The 24,233-nt window shown below is 38.1% G+C and carries 18 protein-coding genes and 1 tRNA gene; 6 read left to right on the top strand and 13 right to left on the bottom strand.

The window, feature by feature from the left end; all coding sequences use genetic code 11:
* Positions 1-14 precede the first annotated feature (14 nt).
* From G626_RS0103560 to G626_RS0103510, 11 genes are all read right to left on the bottom strand, one after another.
* The gene (locus G626_RS0103560; protein WP_022931422.1) at positions 15-404 is read right to left on the bottom strand and encodes a 4Fe-4S dicluster domain-containing protein; all 390 of its coding nucleotides are present in this window, start codon (positions 402-404) and stop codon (positions 15-17) included.
* Positions 404-1,198, bottom strand: coding sequence for a CoB--CoM heterodisulfide reductase iron-sulfur subunit B family protein (locus G626_RS0103555; RefSeq protein ID WP_022931421.1), 795 nt, complete (start codon positions 1,196-1,198; stop codon positions 404-406). Before G626_RS0103555 ends, G626_RS0103560 begins: the two co-directional genes overlap by 1 nt.
* A 127-nt stretch (positions 1,199-1,325) precedes the next feature.
* Complete coding sequence (locus G626_RS17240) at positions 1,326-2,069, bottom strand: response regulator (protein ID WP_022931420.1); 744 nt, start codon at positions 2,067-2,069, stop codon at positions 1,326-1,328.
* Positions 2,069-5,113 carry a hybrid sensor histidine kinase/response regulator gene (locus G626_RS17235; protein WP_022931419.1) on the bottom strand — a complete coding sequence of 1,015 codons (3,045 nt, stop codon included), beginning with the start codon at positions 5,111-5,113 and terminating at the stop codon, positions 2,069-2,071. The genes G626_RS17240 and G626_RS17235 overlap by 1 nt, the downstream gene beginning before the upstream one ends.
* Complete coding sequence (locus G626_RS0103540) at positions 5,110-6,474, bottom strand: sensor domain-containing diguanylate cyclase (protein WP_196800456.1); 1,365 nt, start codon at positions 6,472-6,474, stop codon at positions 5,110-5,112. Before G626_RS0103540 ends, G626_RS17235 begins: the two co-directional genes overlap by 4 nt.
* A gap of 57 nt (positions 6,475-6,531) precedes the next feature.
* Positions 6,532-7,917: a class II fumarate hydratase gene (gene fumC, locus G626_RS0103535; RefSeq protein ID WP_022931417.1), complete on the bottom strand. Its 1,386-nt coding sequence runs from the start codon at positions 7,915-7,917 to the stop codon at positions 6,532-6,534.
* Between the two features lie 9 nt (positions 7,918-7,926).
* Positions 7,927-8,868 carry an L-lactate dehydrogenase gene (locus G626_RS0103530; protein ID WP_022931416.1) on the bottom strand — a complete coding sequence of 314 codons (942 nt, stop codon included), beginning with the start codon at positions 8,866-8,868 and terminating at the stop codon, positions 7,927-7,929.
* A gap of 219 nt (positions 8,869-9,087) precedes the next feature.
* Positions 9,088-10,017, bottom strand: a complete 930-nt coding sequence (locus tag G626_RS0103525) for a carbohydrate ABC transporter permease (protein WP_022931415.1) — start codon at positions 10,015-10,017, stop codon at positions 9,088-9,090.
* 21 nt (positions 10,018-10,038) lie between these two features.
* Positions 10,039-11,292, bottom strand: coding sequence for a carbohydrate ABC transporter permease (locus G626_RS15300; RefSeq protein WP_022931414.1), 1,254 nt, complete (start codon positions 11,290-11,292; stop codon positions 10,039-10,041).
* An 82-nt stretch (positions 11,293-11,374) separates the two neighbouring features.
* Positions 11,375-12,658, bottom strand: coding sequence for a type 2 periplasmic-binding domain-containing protein (locus G626_RS0103515; protein ID WP_022931413.1), 1,284 nt, complete (start codon positions 12,656-12,658; stop codon positions 11,375-11,377).
* A 159-nt stretch (positions 12,659-12,817) separates the two neighbouring features.
* Positions 12,818-14,440: a methyl-accepting chemotaxis protein gene (locus G626_RS0103510; RefSeq protein ID WP_022931412.1), complete on the bottom strand. Its 1,623-nt coding sequence runs from the start codon at positions 14,438-14,440 to the stop codon at positions 12,818-12,820.
* Between the two features lie 63 nt (positions 14,441-14,503).
* Between G626_RS0103510 and G626_RS0103505 the strand changes: the two genes are divergently transcribed.
* Both G626_RS0103505 and G626_RS15295 read left to right on the top strand, forming a co-directional pair.
* On the top strand, positions 14,504-15,964 hold the full coding sequence (locus tag G626_RS0103505) for a monomeric [FeFe] hydrogenase (RefSeq protein ID WP_027726956.1): 1,461 nt from the start codon (positions 14,504-14,506) through the stop codon (positions 15,962-15,964).
* Complete coding sequence (locus G626_RS15295; protein WP_022931410.1) at positions 15,965-17,620, top strand: B12-binding domain-containing radical SAM protein; 1,656 nt, start codon at positions 15,965-15,967, stop codon at positions 17,618-17,620.
* 208 nt (positions 17,621-17,828) lie between these two features.
* Here G626_RS15295 and G626_RS0103495 read toward each other — a convergent pair.
* Positions 17,829-17,901 (bottom strand) — tRNA-Gly (locus tag G626_RS0103495).
* A 113-nt stretch (positions 17,902-18,014) separates the two neighbouring features.
* On the opposite strand from G626_RS0103495, the gene G626_RS15290 reads away from it, so the two are divergent.
* Entirely contained in the window at positions 18,015-19,067 is a 1,053-nt protein-coding gene (locus G626_RS15290; protein ID WP_081647486.1) for a mannose-1-phosphate guanylyltransferase/mannose-6-phosphate isomerase, read from the top strand.
* Here the strand turns inward: G626_RS15290 and G626_RS15285 are convergent.
* Complete coding sequence (locus G626_RS15285) at positions 19,064-20,986, bottom strand: putative bifunctional diguanylate cyclase/phosphodiesterase (RefSeq protein WP_022931408.1); 1,923 nt, start codon at positions 20,984-20,986, stop codon at positions 19,064-19,066. The two genes, G626_RS15290 and G626_RS15285, sit on opposite strands and share 4 nt — an antisense overlap.
* A gap of 142 nt (positions 20,987-21,128) precedes the next feature.
* Between G626_RS15285 and rsxC the strand changes: the two genes are divergently transcribed.
* The 3 genes from rsxC to G626_RS0103470 are packed head-to-tail and all read left to right on the top strand — an operon-like array spanning position 21,129 to position 24,189.
* Positions 21,129-22,586, top strand: a complete 1,458-nt coding sequence (rsxC, locus tag G626_RS0103480; protein WP_022931407.1) for an electron transport complex subunit RsxC — start codon at positions 21,129-21,131, stop codon at positions 22,584-22,586.
* Positions 22,586-23,572, top strand: coding sequence for an RnfABCDGE type electron transport complex subunit D (locus G626_RS0103475; RefSeq protein WP_022931406.1), 987 nt, complete (start codon positions 22,586-22,588; stop codon positions 23,570-23,572). The genes rsxC and G626_RS0103475 overlap by 1 nt, the downstream gene beginning before the upstream one ends.
* Positions 23,572-24,189, top strand: a complete 618-nt coding sequence (locus G626_RS0103470) for an FMN-binding protein (RefSeq protein ID WP_022931405.1) — start codon at positions 23,572-23,574, stop codon at positions 24,187-24,189. Before G626_RS0103475 ends, G626_RS0103470 begins: the two co-directional genes overlap by 1 nt.
* Positions 24,190-24,233 lie beyond the last annotated feature (44 nt).

The raw sequence follows: 24,233 nt of genomic DNA, 5'->3' as shown, positions 1-24,233 counted from the left end.
TTCTATGTCACTCCTTAGCGTTTATATTTTCTGAAGGCACTAACGATAGCCTGCTGTGGCATATCGTCATCCAGATGCTCTGGAACCTGAACAGGGTCGAGACGGTGAGGACCGCGCTGACCTTCAACATATGCTCTTACACCGTCAATCAGTTTTGCAGGTTCTACCTGGCGTGGACAACGTTCAAGGCAGGCAAAGCATGAAAGACATGCATAAATTGATTTAGACTGCAAAAGCGGCTCAATGTCGCCGTTTTCTACCATCTGTACAAACTGATGTGGATGATATTCCATGGCATCGTAGTTAGGGCAGGTAGCAGAACACTTTCCGCAGACCATACATTTCTTAGGATTTACGCCGCTTTTTTGAAGGATGATTTCTTTTACAAGTTCATTGTTTTCCATTACTTTTCCTCCTTCAAGCCGAGGGCTTCTGCAAGCAGTTCTGTAAAGTAAATTACATCGAGCTTTGAATCGCCCTTATTCTTAATAAGATTATAGCGGCAGAGAGGACATGAGGTTACAAGGAAATCAGCTCCCATATCTTCTGCATTTGAAAGAATCTTCTTAGTTCTGTTTTTTGGGATAGACTCATCTTCAAACATTGTGTAGGCACCGCAGCACTCGTTTCTCTGAGCATAGATAACTGGAGTTGCACCGATTGCCTTGATAAAGTCTTCGATAAGCTGTGGATTTTCAGGATCATCCAGCTGAAGAACTTTGCCAGGTCTCAAAAGAAGACATCCGTAATAAGCACCAATCTTTTTGCCGGTAAATGGCTTTTTAACTGCTGCTTTTACTTTGTCCCAGCCTACAACATCGCGCAGGATTTCGAGATAGTGAAGAACCTTTGCTTCACCATGATACTCAATCTCGTCCTGTTTGAGATAATTATTCACCTTGAAAGCTACTGTCTCGTCTGTTGCAACATCGTTATTAACCTGTTTAAGAACGTTGTAGCAGGCAGAACAGAGAGTAACAAGATCTTTTCCAGAATCGCGGGCATTTGCCAATGCTCTTACAGATGAAAGCTTTGATGCAATTTCATCCTTTGCCATAGGGTATTCACCACCACAGCACTGCCATTCAGGAATTTCTTCAAGTGTGAATCCTAACGCTTCCGCAGACTTACGAGCCCAGATATCAAGGTCAGTTGCCTTATTCTTGAGCGTACAGCCTGGAAAATAAGAATATGTCATACTTGCTCCCATATAAATATATACATTTATAGAAACTAAAGAAAAAATTGTTAAACGATTTTTCCCCTAATTATCCAAAAAGTATACTCTCTTTTCGTGTTTTTGTGAAGATTAAAAATTGAGTTAATTAGTCTTTAAAGGCCCGGTTCTTAAAGAAATCTTCTACGGCTGCCTTTATTTCATCAGGAGTTTTACTCTTAAGAATGTAGCCATCGGGCTTATACTGCATTGCGGTTATAACACTCTGACGGTCGTTGTTGGCAGTAAGGAAAATTACCGGAAGGTCTTTGAGTCTGTAGCTTGAACGGATTGCTTCGAGAACTTTTGGTCCGTCCATTGTCGGCATTTTATAGTCAAGAAGAACCAGATCTACAAGATGGGTATCAAGGAATTCAAGGGCAGTTTCACCGGAATTCACAAGGAAGAGGTCGAACTCGTTATCCAGCCAGATTTTAATGCTTCTGAGAATTATAGGTTCATCATCTACAACAAGAATGCGTTTTCTTGTGCAGTTATATGTATTCATAAGCGTTAAAAGTTTTTCTACATCAACTGTATAAGATTCAAGTTTGACTGAAGGAATTTTTTTAAAGAAATTATCATCTTCGAGAGAAAGGTTTGCTATACGACCAATAAAGCAGATGTTGTAATTATAGTGAGCCTGCATACTGGCAATTTTTTTTATTACAAGAAATTCAATGTCTTCGGAAAGGAGAACGAGAAGTTTTATTGATTCTCCCGGTAATTTATCTATTTCATCAACCAGAGGAGGATATACATTTAAGCGGCAGTCCGTTTTAATTAATTGTAGAATCAGATTTTTTACTACCATTCGTGACTGATCACCAATAATATAAAGTTCATTACTCATTATTTACTGCTCCCTTCGGTTAATAAATTACGTAATTCCTTAAAATCAACTTTTTCTACACTTATGCGAATTTTATCAAATTTATCTGAAAAATCAAGCGGGAGTTTTACCGATTGTAATTCTTTTATCAGGTTATCAAGTCCATCAATATCAAATGAATCTGCATATTCCTGAATAAGTTTTATTTTTTCGGATAAAGCTTCCTTTGAGATTTCGGGTTTTTCGATATAATTATTTTCATGGATAAGAGGTTCGAGAGTATGCTTCAGACTTAAAAAGGTATCCATAAGGGTTTTATGTTTTTCATTAATCTCATCTATTGTCTGATTATTTGCACACTCTTCTAAATGTTCTGCAAGTTTTGAAAGCTTTAATGCACCTATGAGGCGGGAAGTGCTTTTAAGGGCATGAACTTTAATTTCGTAGTTTTTCCAGTCCTCAGCTTCGAAGAAGTTCTGGAGTTCAAGAGCTTTTTCATCAATTGAATTGTAATACTGTCTGATTGTTGAAAAAAGAAGTTCTTCTGAGCCGCAGTTTTTCAGGGCCGACTCTGCATCAAGTTCATCAATCTTATATAAGTTATTTAGGAAGTCAGAATATTCATCAGCTTTAATATTGTCAGAAGTTTCATCGCCGGGAACTTCTTCAATATATTCTTGCGGCAAATATTGTTTTATAAGTTCTTCGAGTTTTGCCGGATTTACAGGTTTTGAAATATAATCATCAAAACCTTCGTTGAGATACATTTTTCTTACACCGCTGATTGCATTTGCTGTGAGTGCAATACAAGGTTTTCCTGCAGAAAGATTATCTTTCATTTCTTTCATTGCATGAAGGGTTTCTATACCATCCATTTCCGGCATGCGGTGATCTATAAAGAGAATATCGTAGGTATTATGTTTTACTGCTTCAAGAGCTTCTTTTCCGCTAAGAGCAGTGTCAATTTTAATTCCTGTATTTTTAAGAAGGCCTTTTATTACATCGAGGTTCATTGCTGTGTCATCAACAAAAAGAAGATGTGCACGAGGGGCGTGAAGCTTCTCTTTATAATTGGCCATTTGCTTTACACTTTCAATATAGGCTTCGTTTAAGTCTCCGGCTGGTGTCCAGTCTATAACCTTCTGTTTTATCTGGAAAGAAAAGTCAGAACCTTTACCGTATGTACTTTGAACTTCAAGCGTACTTTCCATCATACGCAGAAGCTTGCGTACAATGCTGATACCAAGACCAGAGCCTTCAATTGTTCTGTTTTTACCTTCTTCGATGCGTTCAAAAGGTGCAAAGAGTTTTTCCATATCTTCGCTTTTAATTCCGCAGCCTGTATCAATTACGTGCACTTTTAATAAAAGTTCATCATTGTTTAATTTATCAAAATTGATTGTGAAGGTGATTGAGCCTTCTTTTGTGTATTTGATTGCATTTGTAAGAAGATTTAATATGCACTGTTTTATACGTATGCTGTCGCCGAATAAGGTTTTAGGAAAGTCGGGAGAAACATTAAGTTCATATTTAAGCCCCTTGTTATGAGCTCGTTCGCGGGTCATGTTCATTAAATCAATAATAAGAGATGACATTTCGTAATTGTCAGAAATAAGTTCCATTTTACCTGCTTCAATTTTAGAAAAATCGAGGATGTCATTTACAATTGAGAGCAGGTTAGTGCCCGCCGTTTTGATGTTTGCTGAATATCCGAGAATCGTTTTATCTTTTGCTTCACGAAGAATCATTTCGTTCATGCCAAGAACGGCATTGATAGGGGTTCTGATTTCGTGGCTCATGTTGGCAAGGAAAGTAGACTTAGCCTGAGAAGCCGCAGCGTTTATCTGACTTTCTGTAAGAGCTGCTTCTTTTGCTTCCCTTTCTTTTTTTGTCTGTTCGCTTATATATTCAATATATTCTTTAAGCTGAGTCGTCATTAAACGGATATTGTTAGCAAGGGTTCCGATTTCATTTTCAGACTGATAAGGAATATCAACAAATAATTCTCCACGAGCAAGCCTGTTTGTTGTTCTTGTAATGATTTTTATAGGCCGGATTATTTTTGTGTTAATAAAGAAAATTAAAACTATGGTTAAAAGACTTACCATAAAAAACGCAAGTATAAGTAAAACAATCTGACCATAAAGATTTTTGAACAATTCGTTTTGTGAAATTGCCGTAATATATGACATTCCATTGTCTAGTTTTGAAAGGTTTCCGTAATATTTATTTCCTTCCCAGGTAAATTTCTGAAGTGCATTATTTTCTGAATTCTGGAACTGCTCAAGAATAATGGAAAGCTCGGCAGAACGTTCTACAGCCTTTGTAAGTTCATAACGGGTGTTGATGTGAATAAGGTTATTTTCTTCGCCTAACAAGATTCCTTTAGAACCTTCCAGTTGAAGAGAGTTTACCATATCTTCAATCATTGCAAGATTCAATTCAATTCCAACTACGCCTAAAAGATTTCCATTTTTATAAAGGGGAATGGAGTAAGAAATCATTTTCTGACTGATATTTGTTTTATTATATGGAGAAGTCCATGCCGGTGCTTTTTTCCATATCGGTAAATAATACCAGCCGACATTTTCTGTGTCGGTAGGGGAGTATTTTGAAAGATTTGTCGTTCGTGTGATTACAAAACTTTTCTGGTAGCCGCCTGTAATATAAACGCCTCTTGAAGGTCCATACTTTGAATTCTCCATTCGGAAAAAAGCACCTACTGCTCCCTTTTGAAAAACAGCAAGAGAAGACATTACCTTAGACAAGTTTTCCATGTATTGTGCTTCATATTCGGCATCGTTAAGAATTCTGTCTTCCTCAATTGTGCCCATAATATAGGCTTGAAATTCTTTTACAATATTTTCTGATGAATTAAAAAAAGTATTTAATTCAATTATTTTCTTTTCGGTAGCAAGCGAAATTGTTTTGTTCTGATTATCACGGGTGAGATTACTGAAATAAAAATAAATTACAAAGGCTGATAAAAAATATACAAAAGCCATTGTTGATGCGATATATAAAATTGTCTGTTTTTTTAAGATGTTTGTAGACCTGTTTTTCATCTTATTCCTACGCCATTACCGCCTGCTTCTTTTCTTGCATAACAGGCCTGAACGGCACGATAGTAATTTGTTTTTATTGAAACGGACAAGTCAACTTTTACAAGACCTGCAGAAATCGTTACATCAAAATTTTCTTTTGCTTCTTTACAGAAAGTCTTAAACCTTTCTTCAGTTTCAGCAAGATCCATTTCAATAAAAAGAACAAACTCATCTCCGGAATAGCGGAACATTATTCCTTTTTCATCAAGAGCTTTTTTTGCAAGCTCTACAATTCCAAGAATAATTTCATCACCGTTACGTCCTTCATTTACCGTTTTAAAATGGTCAATGTCAAAAACTGCGAGAGTTTTGTAACGGGTTGTGTTAAAGACTCCAAGTTCTCCATAAGCTTCTTTTATGTAATTGCGGTTAGGAAGTCCTGTTAATTCATCTTCCGGTAAAGAAGATTTTATAAAATCATGACGAAGCTTTTTTTTATGTTCAAGAAGTAAAAGAATTAGTGAAGTTATTAGAAAAATATTTATAAGGATGATTATCAGGGTACCTTCAAATTCCGCTTCAATTACATTGCTTCCCTGAATTACCAGAAACCATTTTAAGCTGGTAAGATATCTGGTCATTCTAAAGCCGTTTCTGCCTTTTTCAGTATGAGTAAAGCCATGTGCATTAGTAGAGTCAGAAAGAGCATCAGATATATAGGCGTTCTGGATATTATTGTAATCTGTATCAACCTGAACAAGCCCCTGAGAATCTATAAGATTAATTTTAACCTTGTATTCTTTTTCAACCGACAAAAGCATTTTCTGCCAGTCATCCATTGGAAGAGCTATGCCACAAACTCCTTCAATCTTACCCTCTGTATTTCTAATTTTTCCAGTTACAAAAATACTCCAGCGATAATCAAATTGCTGATCACGATAAGTTTCTACATTAATGTTATCTGCAGTATCAAGAAGAATAGGATACCAGTTGTCATAAGGATCTACCTGAGGGTTTACAATTTTAGCAATGCCATTTGAAGTGTAAAATCTTTTGCTATTTTCTGAAATTACAAATACAGACTCATAACCAAATTGATTTTTTACAGCTGTAAGAAAAGAAGACATCATGTTTTCCATTTCTTTTTCATTTGTCTTTTCTTCACGTTCAAGAGCCTGAATAAGAAATTCGTCAGAACTTAAACCGCTTGTAATTCCTATTGGACGTTCAATATTTCCTGCAATGAGTCCGTGAATGTGAGAGGCAACTAACTGGTTATTTGAGATTTCGTGTGATTTGTTATGTAAATAAGATGGGGTAATTACTGCTAAAAGAATAAGAGAAACAGTAATTAAAATAAATATAGGGAATTTCTGTTTCAATAAATAATCCTGAAATATTACAAGGATGACAGGCATAGCCTGCCATCCTTATATGCATTAACGAGGGAAAGCCATTGCTTCTGGTTTGAATACCTTGTCAAACTCTGCAGCTGTGAGGAAGCCGAGTCCTACGCAGGCATCTTTGAGCGAGATATTTTCATCAAAAGCTTTGTGTGCTGTTTTAGCTGCGTTTTCATAACCAATATATGGATTTAATGCTGTTACAAGCATCAAAGAGTTGTAAAGGTTATGGTGCATTTTGTCTTTGTTTGCTTTGATACCAACCGCACAGTTCTTATTGAAGCTGAGCATAGCCTCTGCGAGGAGGCGGGCAGACTGGATAAAGTTGTATGCGATTACAGGCATAAATACGTTCAGTTCAAAGTTACCCTGGGAAGCAGCAAAGCCGATTGCAGCGTCGTTACCCATTACCTGAACAGCAACCATAGTTACAGCTTCGCACTGAGTTGGGTTTACCTTTCCTGGCATGATTGATGAACCTGGTTCATTTTCAGGAATGTGGATTTCTCCAAGACCGTCACGAGGACCGCTTGCTAACCAGCGAACATCGTTGGCAATCTTCATCATATCTGCGGCCAGAGCCTTGATTGCACCGTGGGCATATACAAGTTCGTCCTTGCTTGTAAGGGCATGGAACTTGTTAGGTGCAGTTACGAACTTCTTTCCTGTGAGTTCAGAAACGCATTCAGCAACTTTCTTGTCAAAGCCCTTTGGTGTGTTGAGTCCGGTTCCTACAGCAGTACCACCAAGAGCGAGCTGCTTAAGGAATGGAAGTGAAGACTGGAGCATCTTTTTATCCTGCTCGAGAGATGTTCTCCAGCCGGAAATTTCCTGACCGAAAGAAATAGGTACAGCGTCCTGAAGGTGAGTACGTCCAGACTTAACAATCTTCATATTTTCTTTTTCGAGCTTTTTGAAGGTCTCTACAAGAGTATCGATTGCTGGGAAGAGCTTGTCTTCGATTGCATATACTGCCGAAATATGAAGGGCAGTAGGGAAGGTGTCGTTAGAAGACTGGCTCATGTTGATGTCGTCGTTTGGATGGCAAAGTTTTTTACCTGCAATTTCGTTAGCGCGGTTAGCGATAACTTCGTTAGCATTCATGTTGCTCTGTGTACCAGAACCTGTCTGCCATACAACGAGAGGGAAGTGATCGTTGAGTTTTCCGGCGATTACTTCGTCACAAGCCTTTTTGATTGCGCTAAGCTTTTCTTTTGTCATCTTCTCAGGCTTGAGGGCATTGTTAGCCATTGCAGCTGCCTTTTTGAGGTAACCGAAAGCCTTTGTAATTTCACGAGGCATTGTTTCAATGCCTACACCAATTTCAAAATTTTCGTGGCTGCGTTCTGTCTGGGCCCCCCAGTATTTATCTGCAGGAACCTTTACTTCGCCCATTGAGTCATGTTCAATTTTGTATTCCATTCTCTGCTCCTAGAAATTTACCTGTTTAATAACCTCTTTGAGGCAGTCTGCACTGTGGCGGAGAGAAGCAATTTCTGTATCTGTAAGAGGTGCTTCAATTCTGCCCTTAATTCCGTTACCACCTATAACAGTTGGAATAGAAAGACATACGTCTTTGATTCCGTATTCACCATCGAGCATTGTAGAAATTGTAAGAACTGAATCTGTATCGTAGTTCAAAGCTTCACAGAGAGTAGCTGTTGTTACACCAATTGCGTAGTTTGTGCACTTCTTTGCAGCAATGATGATTCCGCCTGACTTGCGGATATAGTCTTCAACATCATTTTTATCGAAATCTGGAAGTTTTTCTCCGCGGTAAGATTTAGCAAAATCATCAACAGGAATAGAACCGATGTTAGCGAGAGACCAAGGTACGAAAGAAGAATCTCCGTGTTCACCGAATACATAACCGTGAACATTTTCCTGAGCTACCTTGTAGTTTTCTGCAATGCGGGCACGGAAGCGTGCAGTATCAAGCATTGTACCTGTACCGAAAATGCGGTTTGCAGGAATACCAGAAGTCTTTACAAACTGATATGTAAGAATATCAACTGGGTTAGCAACGATAACATAAAGTGCATTAGGAGCAGCCTTTGTAATCTGAGGAATTACAGATTTTGTGATATCAACATTTGTCTGTGTAAGGTCAAGACGTGACTGTCCAGGCTTGCGTCCAACACCTGAAGTAAATACAACGATATCAGAGCCTTTTGCATCCTCATAATCACCGTCGTGAACATAAACAGGGCCGATAAATGGAGTACCCTGGCGGATATCCATTGCCTCTCCCATAGCCTTTTCTTTAATGATATCGATGATAACGATTTCTGAAGCAATCTGCTTCAAGGTAAGGGCATAGGCAACAGTAGAACCAACCTGTCCTGCACCGATGATTGTAATTTTTCTTGACATATTTCTGTCTCCTAAAATAAATATTCTGTGAAAATTATGTAAGGATTTTTTTTGACGAAAATCCCCTGATTATCTTATCAATTATAATCTATTAAACGTTTTTTGTTAATACAAAAGTACTTTTTAAAATCATCTTTTATACATAAAATTTATAAACAAAAAAGGCTGCCAAAGGTGTCCGTCTCTGGCAGCCAAAAAAATAATAAGAGGAAATAAAACTTATTCTTTTACACCGCCGGCAGTTGTTCCGCCAATGATGTAACGAGAAAGGGTAAGGTACATAACCATAAGAGGAACAATTGCGAGTGTCATAAGCATGTAGTTAATACCCTGGTCTCGGTTCATGTAGTCTGCATTTCGTGCAGCTGCAATTACAATTGGAACAGTCCACTTAATCTTGTCAGTAATAACAAGAGCTGGGACAAAGTAGTTGTTCCATGATGAAACGAAAGCAAAAATAATCTGAACTGCAAATGCAGGCTTCATCATAGGAACTACAATCTGATTGAAGGTTCTGAACTCTGGACAACCGTCTACACGTGCTGCTTCTACGATAGAGTATGGAAGGGTTGCTTCCATTGACTGATACATATAGAAGAATACGATAGGGGCCGCAATAGAAGGAACTATAAGACCTACGAAACTGTTCATAAGATGCATTTTCTCAAGAAGTCTTATAAAACCAAGAGTTGAAACCTGAGTTGGAACCATCATGATTGCCATAATGAAACGGAATGAAAACTTCTTAAGTTTGAAGTTATACATATAAATTCCGTAAGATGTCATTGCAGAGAAGTAAGTAGTGAAGAGAGCTGTTAAAGCTGCAATGAAAAGTGAGTTTAACATACCACGAAGAACAGGATAGTTTTCTGCGTAGTTACCCTTATCTGCAATTTCATATTTCTGAATCAAAGACTGCCAGAAACCACTTGTTGTCTCTTTGTTGATTGCAAGGTTTGTAAAGTTCTTGCCAAATGCTGAACCTGGCAGGAATGAGAAGCCCTGCTGAATCTGTGAATGCAATCTTGTACAGTTTATAAGCATAGTATAAAGAGGAAAAAGAGAAATGATTGCAAGAAGAATTAATACGATGTAACAGATTATTCTCTTAACTCCAACATTTCTGCTCTGACTTGCTATTTTTTCCATAATATTATTTCTCCTGTATTCCTAGCGTTTATTTGTGTATTTCTGCATTGTTGTTTTATATACAATGCCGCTAAGTACACCTGTAATTGCAAAAATAAGGATAGAGGTAATACCTGCAGGTCCGTAGTTTTTACTGAACAAGTGGTTATTCAACTTCATGATAATTGTCATGGTAGTTCTGTTAGGTGTACCTTTACCATTTGTCAAAATCTGAGGTACATCGAACATCTGGATACCACCAATTAAAGAAGTAATAAGTACGTAAACAAAAATAGGAAGCAGAAGTGGAAGTGTAATTTTGAAGAAAGTCTTGAAAGGACCAGCACCATCAATACGGGCTGCTTCAAAAATACTTGTGTCAATTCCCATTACACCAGCCATAAGCATGATTGTTGTGTTTCCATACCACATAAGGAAGTTCATTGTTGCAACAAGACCTCGTGTCCAGCCTGTAGAAGAGAAGAATCTGATTGGTTCAAATTCAGCTCCGGTTGCAGCAGTGTTAGACATGCTTGCGTAGAACCTTGCAATAAGACCGTTTACAGGACCCGATGGAGAGAACATAGCATAGAAAAGCATTGAGAATGCTGCAGCCATGATAAGGTTTGGCATGTAAATTACAGTTTTAAAGAATCTCTGGAATTTTAGATTCAATTCTGTGTTTGTAAACCATACAGCAAGCAAAAGGGAAATTAAAATCTGTGGAACGAATCCCATAATCCACATAATCATTGTATTTAAGAAATAGCGTCCCATGTTGTCATTTTTATTGAAAACAACAGAGATGTTTTTCTTAAAAGCAGAAATTTCTTTTGTGATGAGAGCTTTTGCATCTTCTGCAAAGGCCTCTACTGATTTACCGTTTTCGATATCTTTTTCGAGCAGCTTTACAAGGTCTTTTTCATAAGCATCGTAATCGATTGTGCCGTCAACCTCATAAAGTGCATCCATGATTTCGTCTTTTATATCGAGAGTGAGTGTGTCGCCTTCATATTCTGCAACGAAGGTGTCGAGAGCCAAAGGAAGTTCTTCGAGTTCCCACTCAAAATCTTCTTTGTTACCATCAAAATATCTATAAACTTTAGCATAAGGTCCTACTGTATCAAGACCAATGCGGTAATTTTCAAAAAAACTATAAACAAAAGTTGTTAAAAGGGGAATTAATGAAAAAACTAAATAAACAAGGAAGAAGGGAGCAATGAAAAAATAACCCCATCTATCATATTGTACTGAATGTTTTTTTTTGTTCTTTTTTGTTGAAACATTAGTGTCCATAACACCGTCCTCTTATGTATTTTTTTTACTAAAAAAAGGGGGAAGTGCAGAGCAATTCCCCCTTTTGAAGGTTAGTTATAAACTATCTCTTCAAGTTTGGATACAATTCAATTACTGATGTATAGAAGTTGTCCCAAGCTTCTTCAAGAGTTACTTTTCCTTCATAGTAATCTTTCATTGCAGCCTGAATGTTTTCAGACATACCCTGATCGTACTTAGAAATAGTATTCTTGTTGATAGACTGTGCGTTCTTCAAGAGAAGAGCATATGGGTTCTGTCCACCAAGTACTGAGTTGTGGAATGACTTGTCGTTAGCCAAAGCTGTCATAGCAGGAACGTTGTTAGCGAAGTCGCCTGTTTCCTTAGCAAGTTTTGTCATGTTAGCCTGATCACATGTAAGAGTCTTCATGATGTCTTTGATCAACTCAATGTTGTCTGTTCCGTTAGCAGCACAGATCCATGTTCCACCCCAAGAGAAGCCCTGTGGACCTTCACAGAATCCCCAGTCTCCAGCGTTAGCAGCAGAAGCAGGATCGTCTTTAGCCATACAGAAGTCGATGAGCCAGCCTGGTCCGAAGTAAGCGAATACTTTTCCGTCCTTCATCATACCAGAAGACCATTCAGAAGCCCAGAGAGAAGTCTTGTTGTTATATCCCTTGTCTGTGAATTCTTTAGTCTGTGAAATCCATGTGTTGATAGCTGGATCAACTACAATCTTGTTACCCTTTACCCAAGCTGACTTTCTGTTGTCATCGAAGATACGGTATGTATCATCATAACCAGATACCATGTAGTATCCCTTTGCCTTAGCCTGTGCAGCAACAGCGTTGAACTTAGCCCAGTCAGCAACCTTTTCCTGTACCTTTGCTGGATCATCTGTTCCGAACAAAGCCTTAGCATATGAACGGCGGTAGATCATTCCAGCAGGACAAGCCTGCCAAGATACACCACGGAGAACTTTCTTAGAGTCTGTTACAACATCTTTTGTGTACTGGTACTGATTTGCGAGATCTTTCTTTGTAAGACCGATATCTTTAATTACATCAAGAGCATATCCCTCTTTTGTAAATTTAACAGCATAGTCTGCTTCAACGAGGAAGAGGTCAACACGATCATTAACCTTTACTTCTTCATTCTTAAGAAGAGCAAGAGTAAGCTTATCCTGATAAGCAGAACCCTGGTTTGGAGTCTGGATGAAGTTTACAGTTACGCCTTCCAAAGCCTTAGGATTCTTAGCCTTGTAGTAGTCGTTAAAGCGTGATGCAAACTCATCGTTCCAACAATAAACATTAAGAACTTTTCCCTCTGCGAACAATGAAGTTGCAGCGAGAGCCAACATAGCAGCACCAATAATAAATTTTTTCATTATGGTTTCTCCTTCTTGTTTTGCCTTATGGCAAGTTTTTTTTATTTACAACGTTTTCGTAAAACACTACAACGTTGTCGTAATTTATAATAACATATTAATATTTATTGTCAAGTTTTTTTTTTTAATATTTAAAGGCCTCATTATTAAAAAAAATTTTTAACAAAGGGCTCCGGAAATTTTTGCTGCTACAATTTCATTTGCTGAGGCATTGCTGTCGATTTCTGCAATTGCGTCTCTAATGTTTGAAAGAAGTCCTTCCAGGCTGCTTACCTTCTGCTGAAGTTCTTCTGTTCCGTTTGAAATATTCTGCAGGGCAGAGTTCTGCTGAATAATTTCTCCGGCAACACCTTCGGCAAGTTGGGTATTTACATTTGCATCGTCTACAATCTGGGTAAGGGCATTCATTACATCCCTGGTTCCTGTATCAATTTCGGAAACTCCGGTAAGAATTTCTTCCATTACGCTGATTGTTTTTCTAAGTTCATCTGTAATTGTTTTTGTATATTCTGAAAAGGATGTTACTGATTCTGAAGTTGTATTTACAATTGCTTCATTTTCTTCGAGTGTATCTGTAATCTTCTGGGCATTCTTTGTTGTTTCTTCTGAAAGTTTTCTGATTTCTGAAGCAATGACGGAAAAGCCTTTTCCTAAAGTTCCGGCATGGGCCGCTTCGATTGAAGCATTCATGGCAAGAAGACCTGTCTGGGCAGAAATCTTATTAACTGCTTCAACAAAAGTAGATACCTTATCAGAAGACTCTTTTACCTTCATCATATCATCTACAAGGTCGTGAAGAAGCTTCATCTGAGAGTCAAGATTGCTTACAAGTTTACTCATTCCGGCCCGCTGATTATTTGCAATGCTGCTGATATTTGTAAGACTTGCAGACATTTCGTTAAGGGCTGCAGAGGTAGAAGTAATTGCATTACTCTGGTTTTGAACGCTCTGCTTCATCTGATTAGCTTTATCATTTATCTGGAAACTGGAATCTTTAATTGTAACTGCTTCAGAGCTAAGAGATGTTGTTTCATTGTTAATAAAATTATACAGTTCGTTAATTTCTTCTACACTGTTTGCCGCTTTTGCGGTTGATGCAGAAAGCTGCTGACCAATATTAAGTCCTTCAGCTGTTTCTATAATTACGTTTGAAATTTTATTAAGGGCAAGCGAAGATTTTTTTTCATTTTCATCTGCAAGGGTAATTACACGGTTTGTAAAATTATTAAAAAGAAGAATACAAATATTTGTAGTTACAATTCCAAGTGTACAAATAATTACATTCATAGAAGCAGTAGAAGGATTAGCCTTGTAGAGAGGCTGATAAAGTAAAGCATTTGATGCTAACCATATTAAAAGGCCGCCAATTAAAAAGCCATAAAGCTGTTTTCTGCGAAGACTGACTACATAATTACAAACCGCCATTACACATATAAAACAACAGTCTCTGTATGGCAAATAGTTTGAAACTGCAAAAGGTCCGCCATAACATTCAACAGCACATATAATAAGAATCGCTATAGTTGTTGTCCATGCACCGAAATGAATATGACATTTTTTTATCAGAATTAAAGAAGTTATAAAGAAGGCAAGAAGAATTAATCCTCCAATTCCTATTATATAATATTTGAAAGAAAAAAGAGTAATTCCGAAAATTGCGAAGAGAATCATGAATACAAGATTTGATCCTACAACTAAAGAAAGTTGTTCCTGTTCACGGATAGGAAGATTTCGGAAATAATCTTTTGGAGGAAAAAATTTTGATTTAATAGAATTAAGCATACAAATATTTTAGATGATGTTTTTAATTATAGCAAACAAATTTAAATTACAGTATTATTAAAAATCATGAATATAAATAATAATGCTTCGAATGTAAAACGTGAACTTCTGGTACGAATTGCAAAACTTCAACTGGAAGGAGAACTCGACAGCCGTAAAATAAATAAAATCCCAACAGAAATGAGACCCGCTAACAGTCAGCCTATTGGCTGTTGTATTTATCATGATCGCGAGCTTTTAAGAATGCGTATTCTTGCCCGCATGGGTATTTCTGTTGAAAACTATAATGATATTAATGACCTTGATGATTATGCAAGAGAAGCATTGGCTCGAGAGAAGCCAACGTGGCCAATGATTACAGTTTTACATGAAGCCTGTAATGGATGTGTTAAACAGAATTTTATGGTTACAAATGCCTGTCAGGGCTGCTTTGCAAGACCTTGTATGGTGAACTGTCCTAAGAAGGCTATCCATATTATTCACCATGCACATATTGATGCATCTAAATGTATCCACTGTGGTATTTGTGAGCAGAACTGTCCTTATCATGCAATCATCAAAATTACAGTACCTTGTGAGGCAGCCTGTCCTGTTGGTGCCATTTCTAAAGGTGAAGATGGTCACGAAGTTATTGATTTTCATAAGTGCATTTACTGCGGTAAATGTATGCAGGAATGTCCTTTTGGTGCCATGATGGATAAGAGCCAGCTGGTAGATGTAATTAAACACATTATGAAGGGAAGCAGGGTAAGTGTAATGTATGCGCCTTCTATTGCATCACAGTTTAAATGTAGTTCCGGTCAGCTTGAGAAAGGCTTGGAACAATTAGGCTTTGCTAACATTTATGAAGTTGCCCAGGGAGCTGATATTTGTGCTGAAAAAGAAGCTGCAGAGTTTTCTGAGCGAATGAAGCGGGGAGATAAGTTAATGACGACATCCTGCTGTTCAGCTTATGTAAGGGCTGTACATATTCATGTTCCGGACCTGGATCCTTGTGTCAGTGAAACCCGCAGTCCAATGCATTATTCTGCAGAGCTGGCTAAAAAAGATGACCCTTCATGTGTAACGGTTTTTGTCGGCCCTTGTCTTGCAAAGAGACGTGAAGGTTTTGATGATGATTTAGTTGATTATGTAATTACAGCAGAAGAACTTTCGGCCTTTTTTGAAGCAAAAGGAATTGAGGTTAGTAAACTTGACGCAGTTAAGAAAGATGTAGTACCTAGTTCCAGTGGCCGCAATTTTGCAAGAAGCGGCGGTGTGGCAGAAGCTGTTCGCTGCAGACTTGCTGACCCTTCAATTTTAAAGTTAGACGTAATTAACGGACTTGATAAAGAAGGTATGAAAAAACTTCGCTACTATGGCGAGATAAATGCAGGACGTGTGCAGGCTAAAGAAGGTGATGGAAATCTTGTTGAGGTAATGAGCTGTCCTGGTGGTTGTGTAGCAGGTCCTTGTGTTGTTCAAAAAGTGAATATCGCAAATGTTCAGCTGGATAAATATGTGAAGGAAGGGGCAGCAAAGTAAGTGGCCTCTTCCGTTATCTGTACAACCTTATTAATTGAAAAGTCTCCGCAGGCATTGCCATTTGGGGCTGCCTGTATTGCTTCGGCTATTAAACATTTTGATGAGTTGAAGGGACTTGTTAATGTAAGCCTCAAAGCTTTTTGCCTGGAGGATAAAGATTTTCCGAAAGATAAAAATGCTGCGGCACAATATATTGCGGAAAAACTAAGTAGAGAGGCTGCCAGAAGTTCCGGTCAGGCTATTATTTGTTTTTCATGTTTTGTCTGGAATATAGAGATTTTGAAAACTGCCTCAGATATTTTAAGATCTCAGGGAATCATTACAATTGCCGGTGGTCCGGAAATTACAGCACATCCTTCCTTTTATAAAAGTTTTGATTATACTGTCAGCGGAGAAGGAGAAGTTTCTGTACCTTCTTTGATTACAAAAATAATCAATAAGTCTGAAAAATCAGACAAAGTAATAATTTCTCAATCTCCAGATTTATCTCTCATACATTCACCATATCTTGATGGAATAATAGATCCCGCAGAATATGAAGGCGCCTTATGGGAACTGGCAAGAGGCTGTCCTTTTAAATGCGCTTATTGCTATGAGTCTAAAGGACAAAAGACTGTGCGAATGTTTCCCATGGAGCGTATTAAAGCTGAGCTTGACTTATTTGCCAAAAAGAAAGTCCCCCAGGTTTTTGTGTTAGATCCTACTTACAATGTAAATAAAAAAAGAGCTGTGGAGTTACTGCGACTGATTGCTTCTAAAACTCCAGATACCTTTTACTATTTTGAAGCAAGGGCAGAACTGATTGACCGTGAGCTTGCTCATGAGTTTACAAAGATTCCCTGTGCATTGCAGATTGGTTTACAAAGTGCTAATGAGGAAACCTTACGTCTTGTGAACAGACCTTTTGATAAAAAAAAGTTTGTACGAGGCCTTTCAATTTTAAATGAAGAAGGTGTTACTTTTGGACTTGATTTGATATATGGCTTACCTGGTGAAACCTTTGGCTCCTTCCGAGAGGGAATTGATTTTGCAATTTCTCAGTATCCGAATAATTTGGAAATTTTCTGTCTGTCAGTATTGCCGGGAACTGATTTGTTTGACCGGGCTGATGGACTTGGACTTGTTTATGAAAAAGAACCGCCATATCATGTTATAAAAACAAAAGAACTTTTAGTTGATGATATGAAGAGGGCAGAAAAGCTTTCTATGGCTTGTACATCTTTTTATAATTCTGGACGTGCAGTTCCGTGGTTTAATTCTGTCTGCAGACTGCTTAAGTATAAGCCTTCTAAAGTTTTTGAATTGTTTTATGAAAAATATACAGATTTCTGCCAGCAGATTTGCGGTCAGTGCGGACATGAAAATCATTTAGAAATTGAAAAGCTTCAACTGGATTTTTTGAAGGAAGAATGTAAACTTAAAAATCTTCAGAGATATTTTCCGGCAATTGAGGATATTGTAAGATTTTATGGGGCAATATCAAGAACAACTGATACTGGAAAAGAAGAATGCCTCTCGCTGAATTACGATGCAGAATATGTAGCCTCTGACTATGCAAGCGATATCAGATATTTTGTTGAAAACCTGAAACCTAAAAAATGCAGAATCCAGACTTTTATGAATAAAGGTGAAGCTGATTTTCGTTTTATTAAATAACATAAGGAAAACGGCTATCTACACATAGTTGAACTCTTAACTCGAAACGGATGAAGGGCAATTTGCGTTAAAAAATTGCGAGCAGCAATTTTAGCAAATTGGGCGCGAGATTAATCTCGCGGCCGTACCCCTTGGGGTTCGACTCCCCAAACAAAAATTATTATTAGTTAAATGAAAAAAGCTTCCCTAATCAGGAAGCTTTAATTAGAGCGGATGAAGGGAGTCGAACCCTCGTCATCAGCTTGGAAGGCTGAGATAATAAGCCGTTATATGACATCCGCAAGTGATGTATTAAATATATATTTTTGAGCTAAAAGTGTCAATATATAAAATAGGCATTTTAAAAAAAATTATAAGTATTTTCAAAAAAATATTTTTTTACTATACTTTTACTATGTTAATTCCAATTATTCTTTCAGGTGGAGCCGGTACTCGTCTCTGGCCTCTTTCATGGGGCGATCATCCAAAACAGTTTTTACCCCTTATTTCAAATAAAACAATGATTCAGGAAACTTTGCTTCGTCTTAAGGGACTTGAGCTGGGAGCGCCTGTAATTTCATGCGGAGAAGGCCACCGCTTTATGGTTGCACAGCAGATTGGTGAGGTTAGTGATGTAAAGCCTGCTATTATTCTCGAACCTATGGCAAAAAATACAGCTCCTGCAATTGCCGCAGCCTGCTGTGCAGCAATGAAACAGGATAAAGACGCTGTTGTAGTAGTACTTCCAAGCGACCATGTTATTGCCGATGTTGAAGCTTTTCAGAAGGCAGTAAAAGCTGCGGCTGCAAATGCAGAAAAAGGTTATCTTGTTACCTTTGGAATTGTTCCAACTTTCCCAGCCACTGGTTATGGTTATGTAAAGGCGAGTGGAGATGAAAGTGACGGTGCTTACAGACTTGAAAAATTTGTAGAAAAACCTTGTCTTGAAAAAGCACAGGAATATCTTGCCAGCGGCGAATATTCATGGAACTCTGGTATGTTCGTATTTAAGGCAGCCACATTCTTAGAAGAACTTAAATTATATAATCCTGAAATGGCAGAGCTTTCGATAGAAGCTTTTGAGAAGGCAAGTATTGATACAGATTTCATCCGTCTTAATACCGAGGCCTTTGGTAAAATTAAGGGCGATTCAATTGACTATGCCGTTATGGAAAAAACAAGAAAAGGCCGGGTTGTAAAACTCAATGCCGGCTGGGATGATGTTGGATCCTGGTCTGCTCTTTATGACATTAGTAAAAAAGATGAAAATCAGAATGTTATCAAGGGTTATGATGTAATTACTCTGGATACAACCTCTTCATACATAAGAGGCGGAAAACGAACTATTGCAACAATTGGCCTTGATGATGTCGTAATTGTTGATAGTGATGATGCACTTCTTGTTGCGGCAAAAGGAAAAATTCAGGACGTTAAAAAGATTGCCGAACAGATTAAAAGCAGAGGTTAATCTATAACCAGGCTACCGTCATCAAGCTTAGCTTCAAAGTCTGCTCTTGAAATAGGCTTGCTGAAAAGGTAGCCCTGAAGTTTTTCACATCCAATTTCACGCAGAAAGTCATATTGCTCCTGAGTTTCGACACCTTCTGTAAGAGTCTGCATTCCAAGATCTTTTGCCAGATTAATTACATTTTTGAGAATCTGTCTGGATTTTTGATTTACTTCGAAATTGGAAAGGAATTTCATATCAATCTTAATCAAATCAAAATCATATTCTTTAAGAACATTTAAGCCTGAATATCCGGAACCAAAGTCATCCAGCCAGAGGGCGTATCCATGAGAGCGGAAGCTTTTTAATTCTGCCTTTAATTTTTCATCATCTTCAGAAAGGGTACTTTCGGTAATTTCAATGTGAATCTCTGTTTTATCGATATTGTATTTTTCAAGGCAATCAGCAACTTCCTGGGCAAGATTAAGAGAATCAAAATCAAGTCGCGAAAAGTTTAGAGATGTAGGAATGATTTTTCGTCCCTTTTGTTTTGCATCTTTAATATCACGGCATACACGTTCTACAACAAACATATCAAGACGGTGAATTAAATGATATTCTTCAAGTGTTTCAATAAAGTCTGCAGGGGAGAGAAAACCGAATTGCGGATCCTGCCAGCGGGCAAGAGCTTCAAGACCAAAAAGCTTTCCTGTTGAAGCATTTACTACCGGTTGATAATAAACCTTGATATATTCATTTTTTATTGCCTGATCAAAATTATTTATGATATGCTGCTTTTTCTGAAAGCGCAGAGACATATCCTTATCGTATATACAATAGGTAAGATTATAATACTTTTTGATTGAATTGCAGGCATATCGGGCATGATCGCAGGCCATCAAAGGAAGAACTTCTTTGTTTTCCGGTTTATAAGCACCAACCTTTAGACCAAGCTTAATGTCATATTTATATTCAGTAAGTTTTTTACAGATTTGCATTATTTTATCTTTAATTTTTTCATCTTTTGTAAGAACAACAAAATTATCATTTGAAAAATGAGCAATAATTGAATTTTCAAAAATTACTCCGAGAAAATCTGCAAATTCTTTTAAGAATGTATTTCCTTCCCAAAATCCATATTTCTGATTCAACATCTTAAAATTTTCAATATCAAAATAAAGATAGATAAAATCAGATGGAATTACATCAGCTTTATTCATAAGTTCAAAGGCCTGGCCACGGAAGTAATTCATGTTAGCGACACCAGTTACTTCATCACTTATAGAAAGCTTTAAGAGAATATCATGAGCCTGTTCCAGCCTTTCATCTTTCTGGGCTTCGCTGAGCTTTTGCCTGTAAGCATTAATTGCACTTAAAAGAATGATAATCATTACTATAGTAAGATTAACTTTTGTAGCATAAGTTGTAGGCATACTGTTATGACATAAAATAAAGAAGAGTGTATAAGAGCCGGTTAGAAGCAGAATTGAATATAAAGGTCTCCACACCGTAAAACAGAAGACAATAATTGTCATTGTCATAAGTGTGATAAACTGTTCACCTTTTAAATAATCGAGATAGGAAATATATATTCCAAAGCATAAAGATATAATTGAGAAAACAAGTCGTATTGCAAACCATTCTTTTTTTCGTTTTATGATTTTTTTTACATGCAGCAGTGAATAAATTAAAAGAGTAAGTGCTGAAATTAAAAGAAGCCCGTAGCTGGTAAGATGTGTTATAAGCCAGATTTTTGAACGGTTAAGATTTCCAAAGAACTGAAAAAAGAGGGTACTTATAATCATCCATAATTCAAGCAAAACAACTACGGAAGATACATATAAACTGGAACGGATATTGGAACGGTCAAAATAATCGCCTGTATATTTTGTATAGCGTTCAATTCCCAAAATTTTTTTTATGGAATCAATTTTACCCATATTAAAAGTATAAATCCATTCTTGAAAAAAAGGAAAATAATTTTTTAATAAAAATTGTTATGAATATTAAAAGCAAAAATGTTATTTATACTAAAATCAAAATATTGCAAGTTACCTTTTCTCAGTTTATAATAGAAGAATTATGAGAGCAAAAACATTTAAGGGTGGAATCCATCCTAAAGAGTACAAGGAACTGAGTAATCAGTGTCCTATAACTCCGGTTTTTCCTGCGTCTAAAACTGTAACAATTCCCGTTACAATGGGTGGCGCACCAAATCAGCCGGTGGTTAATGTGGGAGAGGAGGTTTCTAAAGGCCAGGTAATTGCTAATGGCGATGGCTTTATGAATTGCCCTGTTCATTCTTCCGTTTCTGGAAAAGTTAAGAAAATACAGAACTGTCTTGTAACTGGCAACGGTACTGCGCCTTGTATTATCATTGAAGCTGATGATGCAGAAAGAGAAAGTCTCCTGCCAGTTATTGATCCTTTTGAATGCAGCAAAGAAGATGCCCTTAAGCGTGTTCGCGAAGCGGGTATTGTAGGTATGGGTGGAGCATCCTTTCCGGCTCATGTAAAGCTGAATCCTCCTGCAGATAAAATAATTGATTATGTTTTGATTAATGCCGCTGAATGCGAGCCATATTTGACATGTGATGAGCGTACAATTCTTGAACAGCCGTCTAAACTTGTAGACGGTCTTGCAATTATTCTTCACATAGTAAATGGTGGAAAAGGTGGCCCTTCGACAGGCTCAGAGACCGGTCACGCAAAGGGAGTAATTGTTCTTGAAGATAATAAAGAATATCTTATTCCGGTGCTTGAAAAAGCAATTTCAGATGCGGGCCGAAGCAATTCAATTTCTATCTGCCTTGTAAAGACAAAATATCCTCAGGGTGCAGAAAAGTTTATTGTATCTGCAGCTACCGGCCGCGAGATTCCTTCTGCTAAATTGCCCGCAGACGCAGGCTGTGTAATTTCAAATGTTGGAACTGCCTGTGCAATCAGCGATGCTTTCCGCCTTGGAATGCCGCTTATTGAGCGTTCACTTACAATAAGCGGTGGGGCTGTTGAAAAGCCTGTAAACATTCGTGTTCCTGTTGGAACTATTGTAAGCGACCTTATGCCGGATGTTTTCAAATTAAAAGATGCAGAAAGCAGTGAGGCTACTCCTGATTCTGCTGTAAAAATAATCAGCGGTGGTCCTATGATGGGCTTTGCCATGATGTCTGCAGATTTCCCGATTGCTAAAGGAACCAGCGGAGTTACCTTCCTTACAGAAAAGGAAACCTTCCTCGAAGAAGAAAGTCAGTGTATTTCATGCGGTTCCTGCGTTGCAAAGTGTGCCATGAGATTAAGCCCGGCTCTGATTGTCCGCGAGCTGAAAGCCGGAAATCTTGATAAGGCAAAAAGCTTTGGTCTTATGGATTGTATCGAATGCGGCTGCTGTGCCTTTGTCTGTCCTGCCAAAGTAAATCTTATTCAGAGAATCCGACTTGGAAAAGGACTTGTCCGCCAGAAGATGGCAGAAGAAAAAGCTAAAGCTCAGGCCCAGGCCGCAAAGGCGGCAGCAGAAAAAGCCGCAAGCGAAGGAGGCAGGTAATGGACAAAAAAATCTACGTTTCTTCAAGCCCTCATTTCAATTTTAAGTGTAATACCACAATGATTATGGGAAGCGTTTTAATTGCGCTTTTGCCAGAAGTCATTATGGGAATTGTTTTATTTGGACTTGCAGCGCTGATTCGTATACTCGTTTCAGTTGCTTCCTGCGTACTCTTTGAATTTGTTTTCCAGAAAGTCACAAAACAGAAGGTTGTCATTAATAATCTTTCTGCCTGTGTAACAGGCGTTATGATGGCCCTGGTTAGCCCTGCAACTGCTCCTGTCTGGATTTTTGTTGTTGGCGCTGCTGTTGCAATGATTGTTGCAAAGGGACTTTTTGGCGGAATTGGTTCTAATGTATTTAATCCTGCTTTGACAGGCCGTGCCTTTATGTTCTTAAGCTTCCCGGCTGCCATGGGCGCTTCCTGGATGGCTCCAAAGGCACTTGGCGGTATGGATGCAATTTCCTCTGCAACAACTTTATCTGCTATTAAGGCCGGAACTTTTGTAATAGAAGACGGAACTTACTGGCAGTATTTCATTGGAAACAGAGCAGGTTGTATCGGTGAAACTTCAACACTTTTGATTTTGATTTCCTTTGCTTTCCTGCTGCTGGCTCACATTATCGACTGGCGCGCACCTGTGGCAATGGTTGGCACTGTAGCAATCTGTTCTTTGATTGCAGGTGAAAATCTTCCAATGAGTCTTATGACCGGTGGTCTTTTATTTGGTGCAACCTTTATGGTAACTGATTATGCTACTGCTCCTCTTACTAAAAAAGGCCGCCTTGTATTCGGCTTTGGCTGTGGTCTTATTACCTTCCTGATTCGCCGCTTTGGTGGATATCCGGAAGGTGTTATGTTCTCAATCCTTATTATGAACAGCATTGCTCCTTTCCTTAATAATCTTACAGCCCGCAAGTACGGTTACGGCAAAAAGGCCGGAAGACCTGCTAATGCAGATTCAAATACAAAGGAGGCAAAGTAATGGCAGAAGTAGCTAAAAAAGAAAATGCCTGGAGCATGATTAAGCTTGGCCTCGTTCTTTGTGCCTATGCAGTTGTTGCCTGTACTCTGCTTGCTCTGGTAAATAATTTTACCGCTCCAAAAATTGCAGATAATCAGGCAAAAAAGGTCAGTGCCGCAATGCAGGAATTTTTCCCTGATGCCGGCCTTACTTTTGAAACTGTAAATGATTATAAAGCTCCAGTTGTAGGTGCAATTACAGTTGATGAAATTTATGTTGCCAAAAAAGACGGCAAGATTGTTGGTGGTGCGGCTCAGGTTACAGGTCCTACTTATGACCAGGGTTCAATCCTTATCGGTATGAAAACTGATGGTAATGTTACCGGTTTGAAATTCCTCAAGCTTACAGATTCGCCGGGCTTTGGTCTTAAGGCAAATGATTCTACCTTTAAGCTTCCAAACGGCAAAACCTTTTACGGTCAGTTTGAAGGAAAAAATGCAAAAGATGGATTTACTGCGGGCAAAAACTTCGATGCAATTTCCGGTGCAACAATTACCAGCGTTGCGGTTTCTTCTTTAATTAATGAAGGAACAAAAAATCTTTTTGATTATTTCAAACAGAAGGGGGTTGAGAAATAGCAATCGTTGTCATTCCGAACTTATTTCGGGATCTTCTATGAAAG

It is taken from the genome of Treponema bryantii NK4A124 (genome assembly GCF_000421345.1).
GTDB classification, from domain to species: Bacteria; Spirochaetota; Spirochaetia; order Treponematales; family Treponemataceae; genus Treponema_D; species Treponema_D bryantii_B.
The sequence above is the reverse complement of the archived record's forward strand: the minus strand, read 5'-3'. Positions and strand labels throughout refer to the sequence as shown.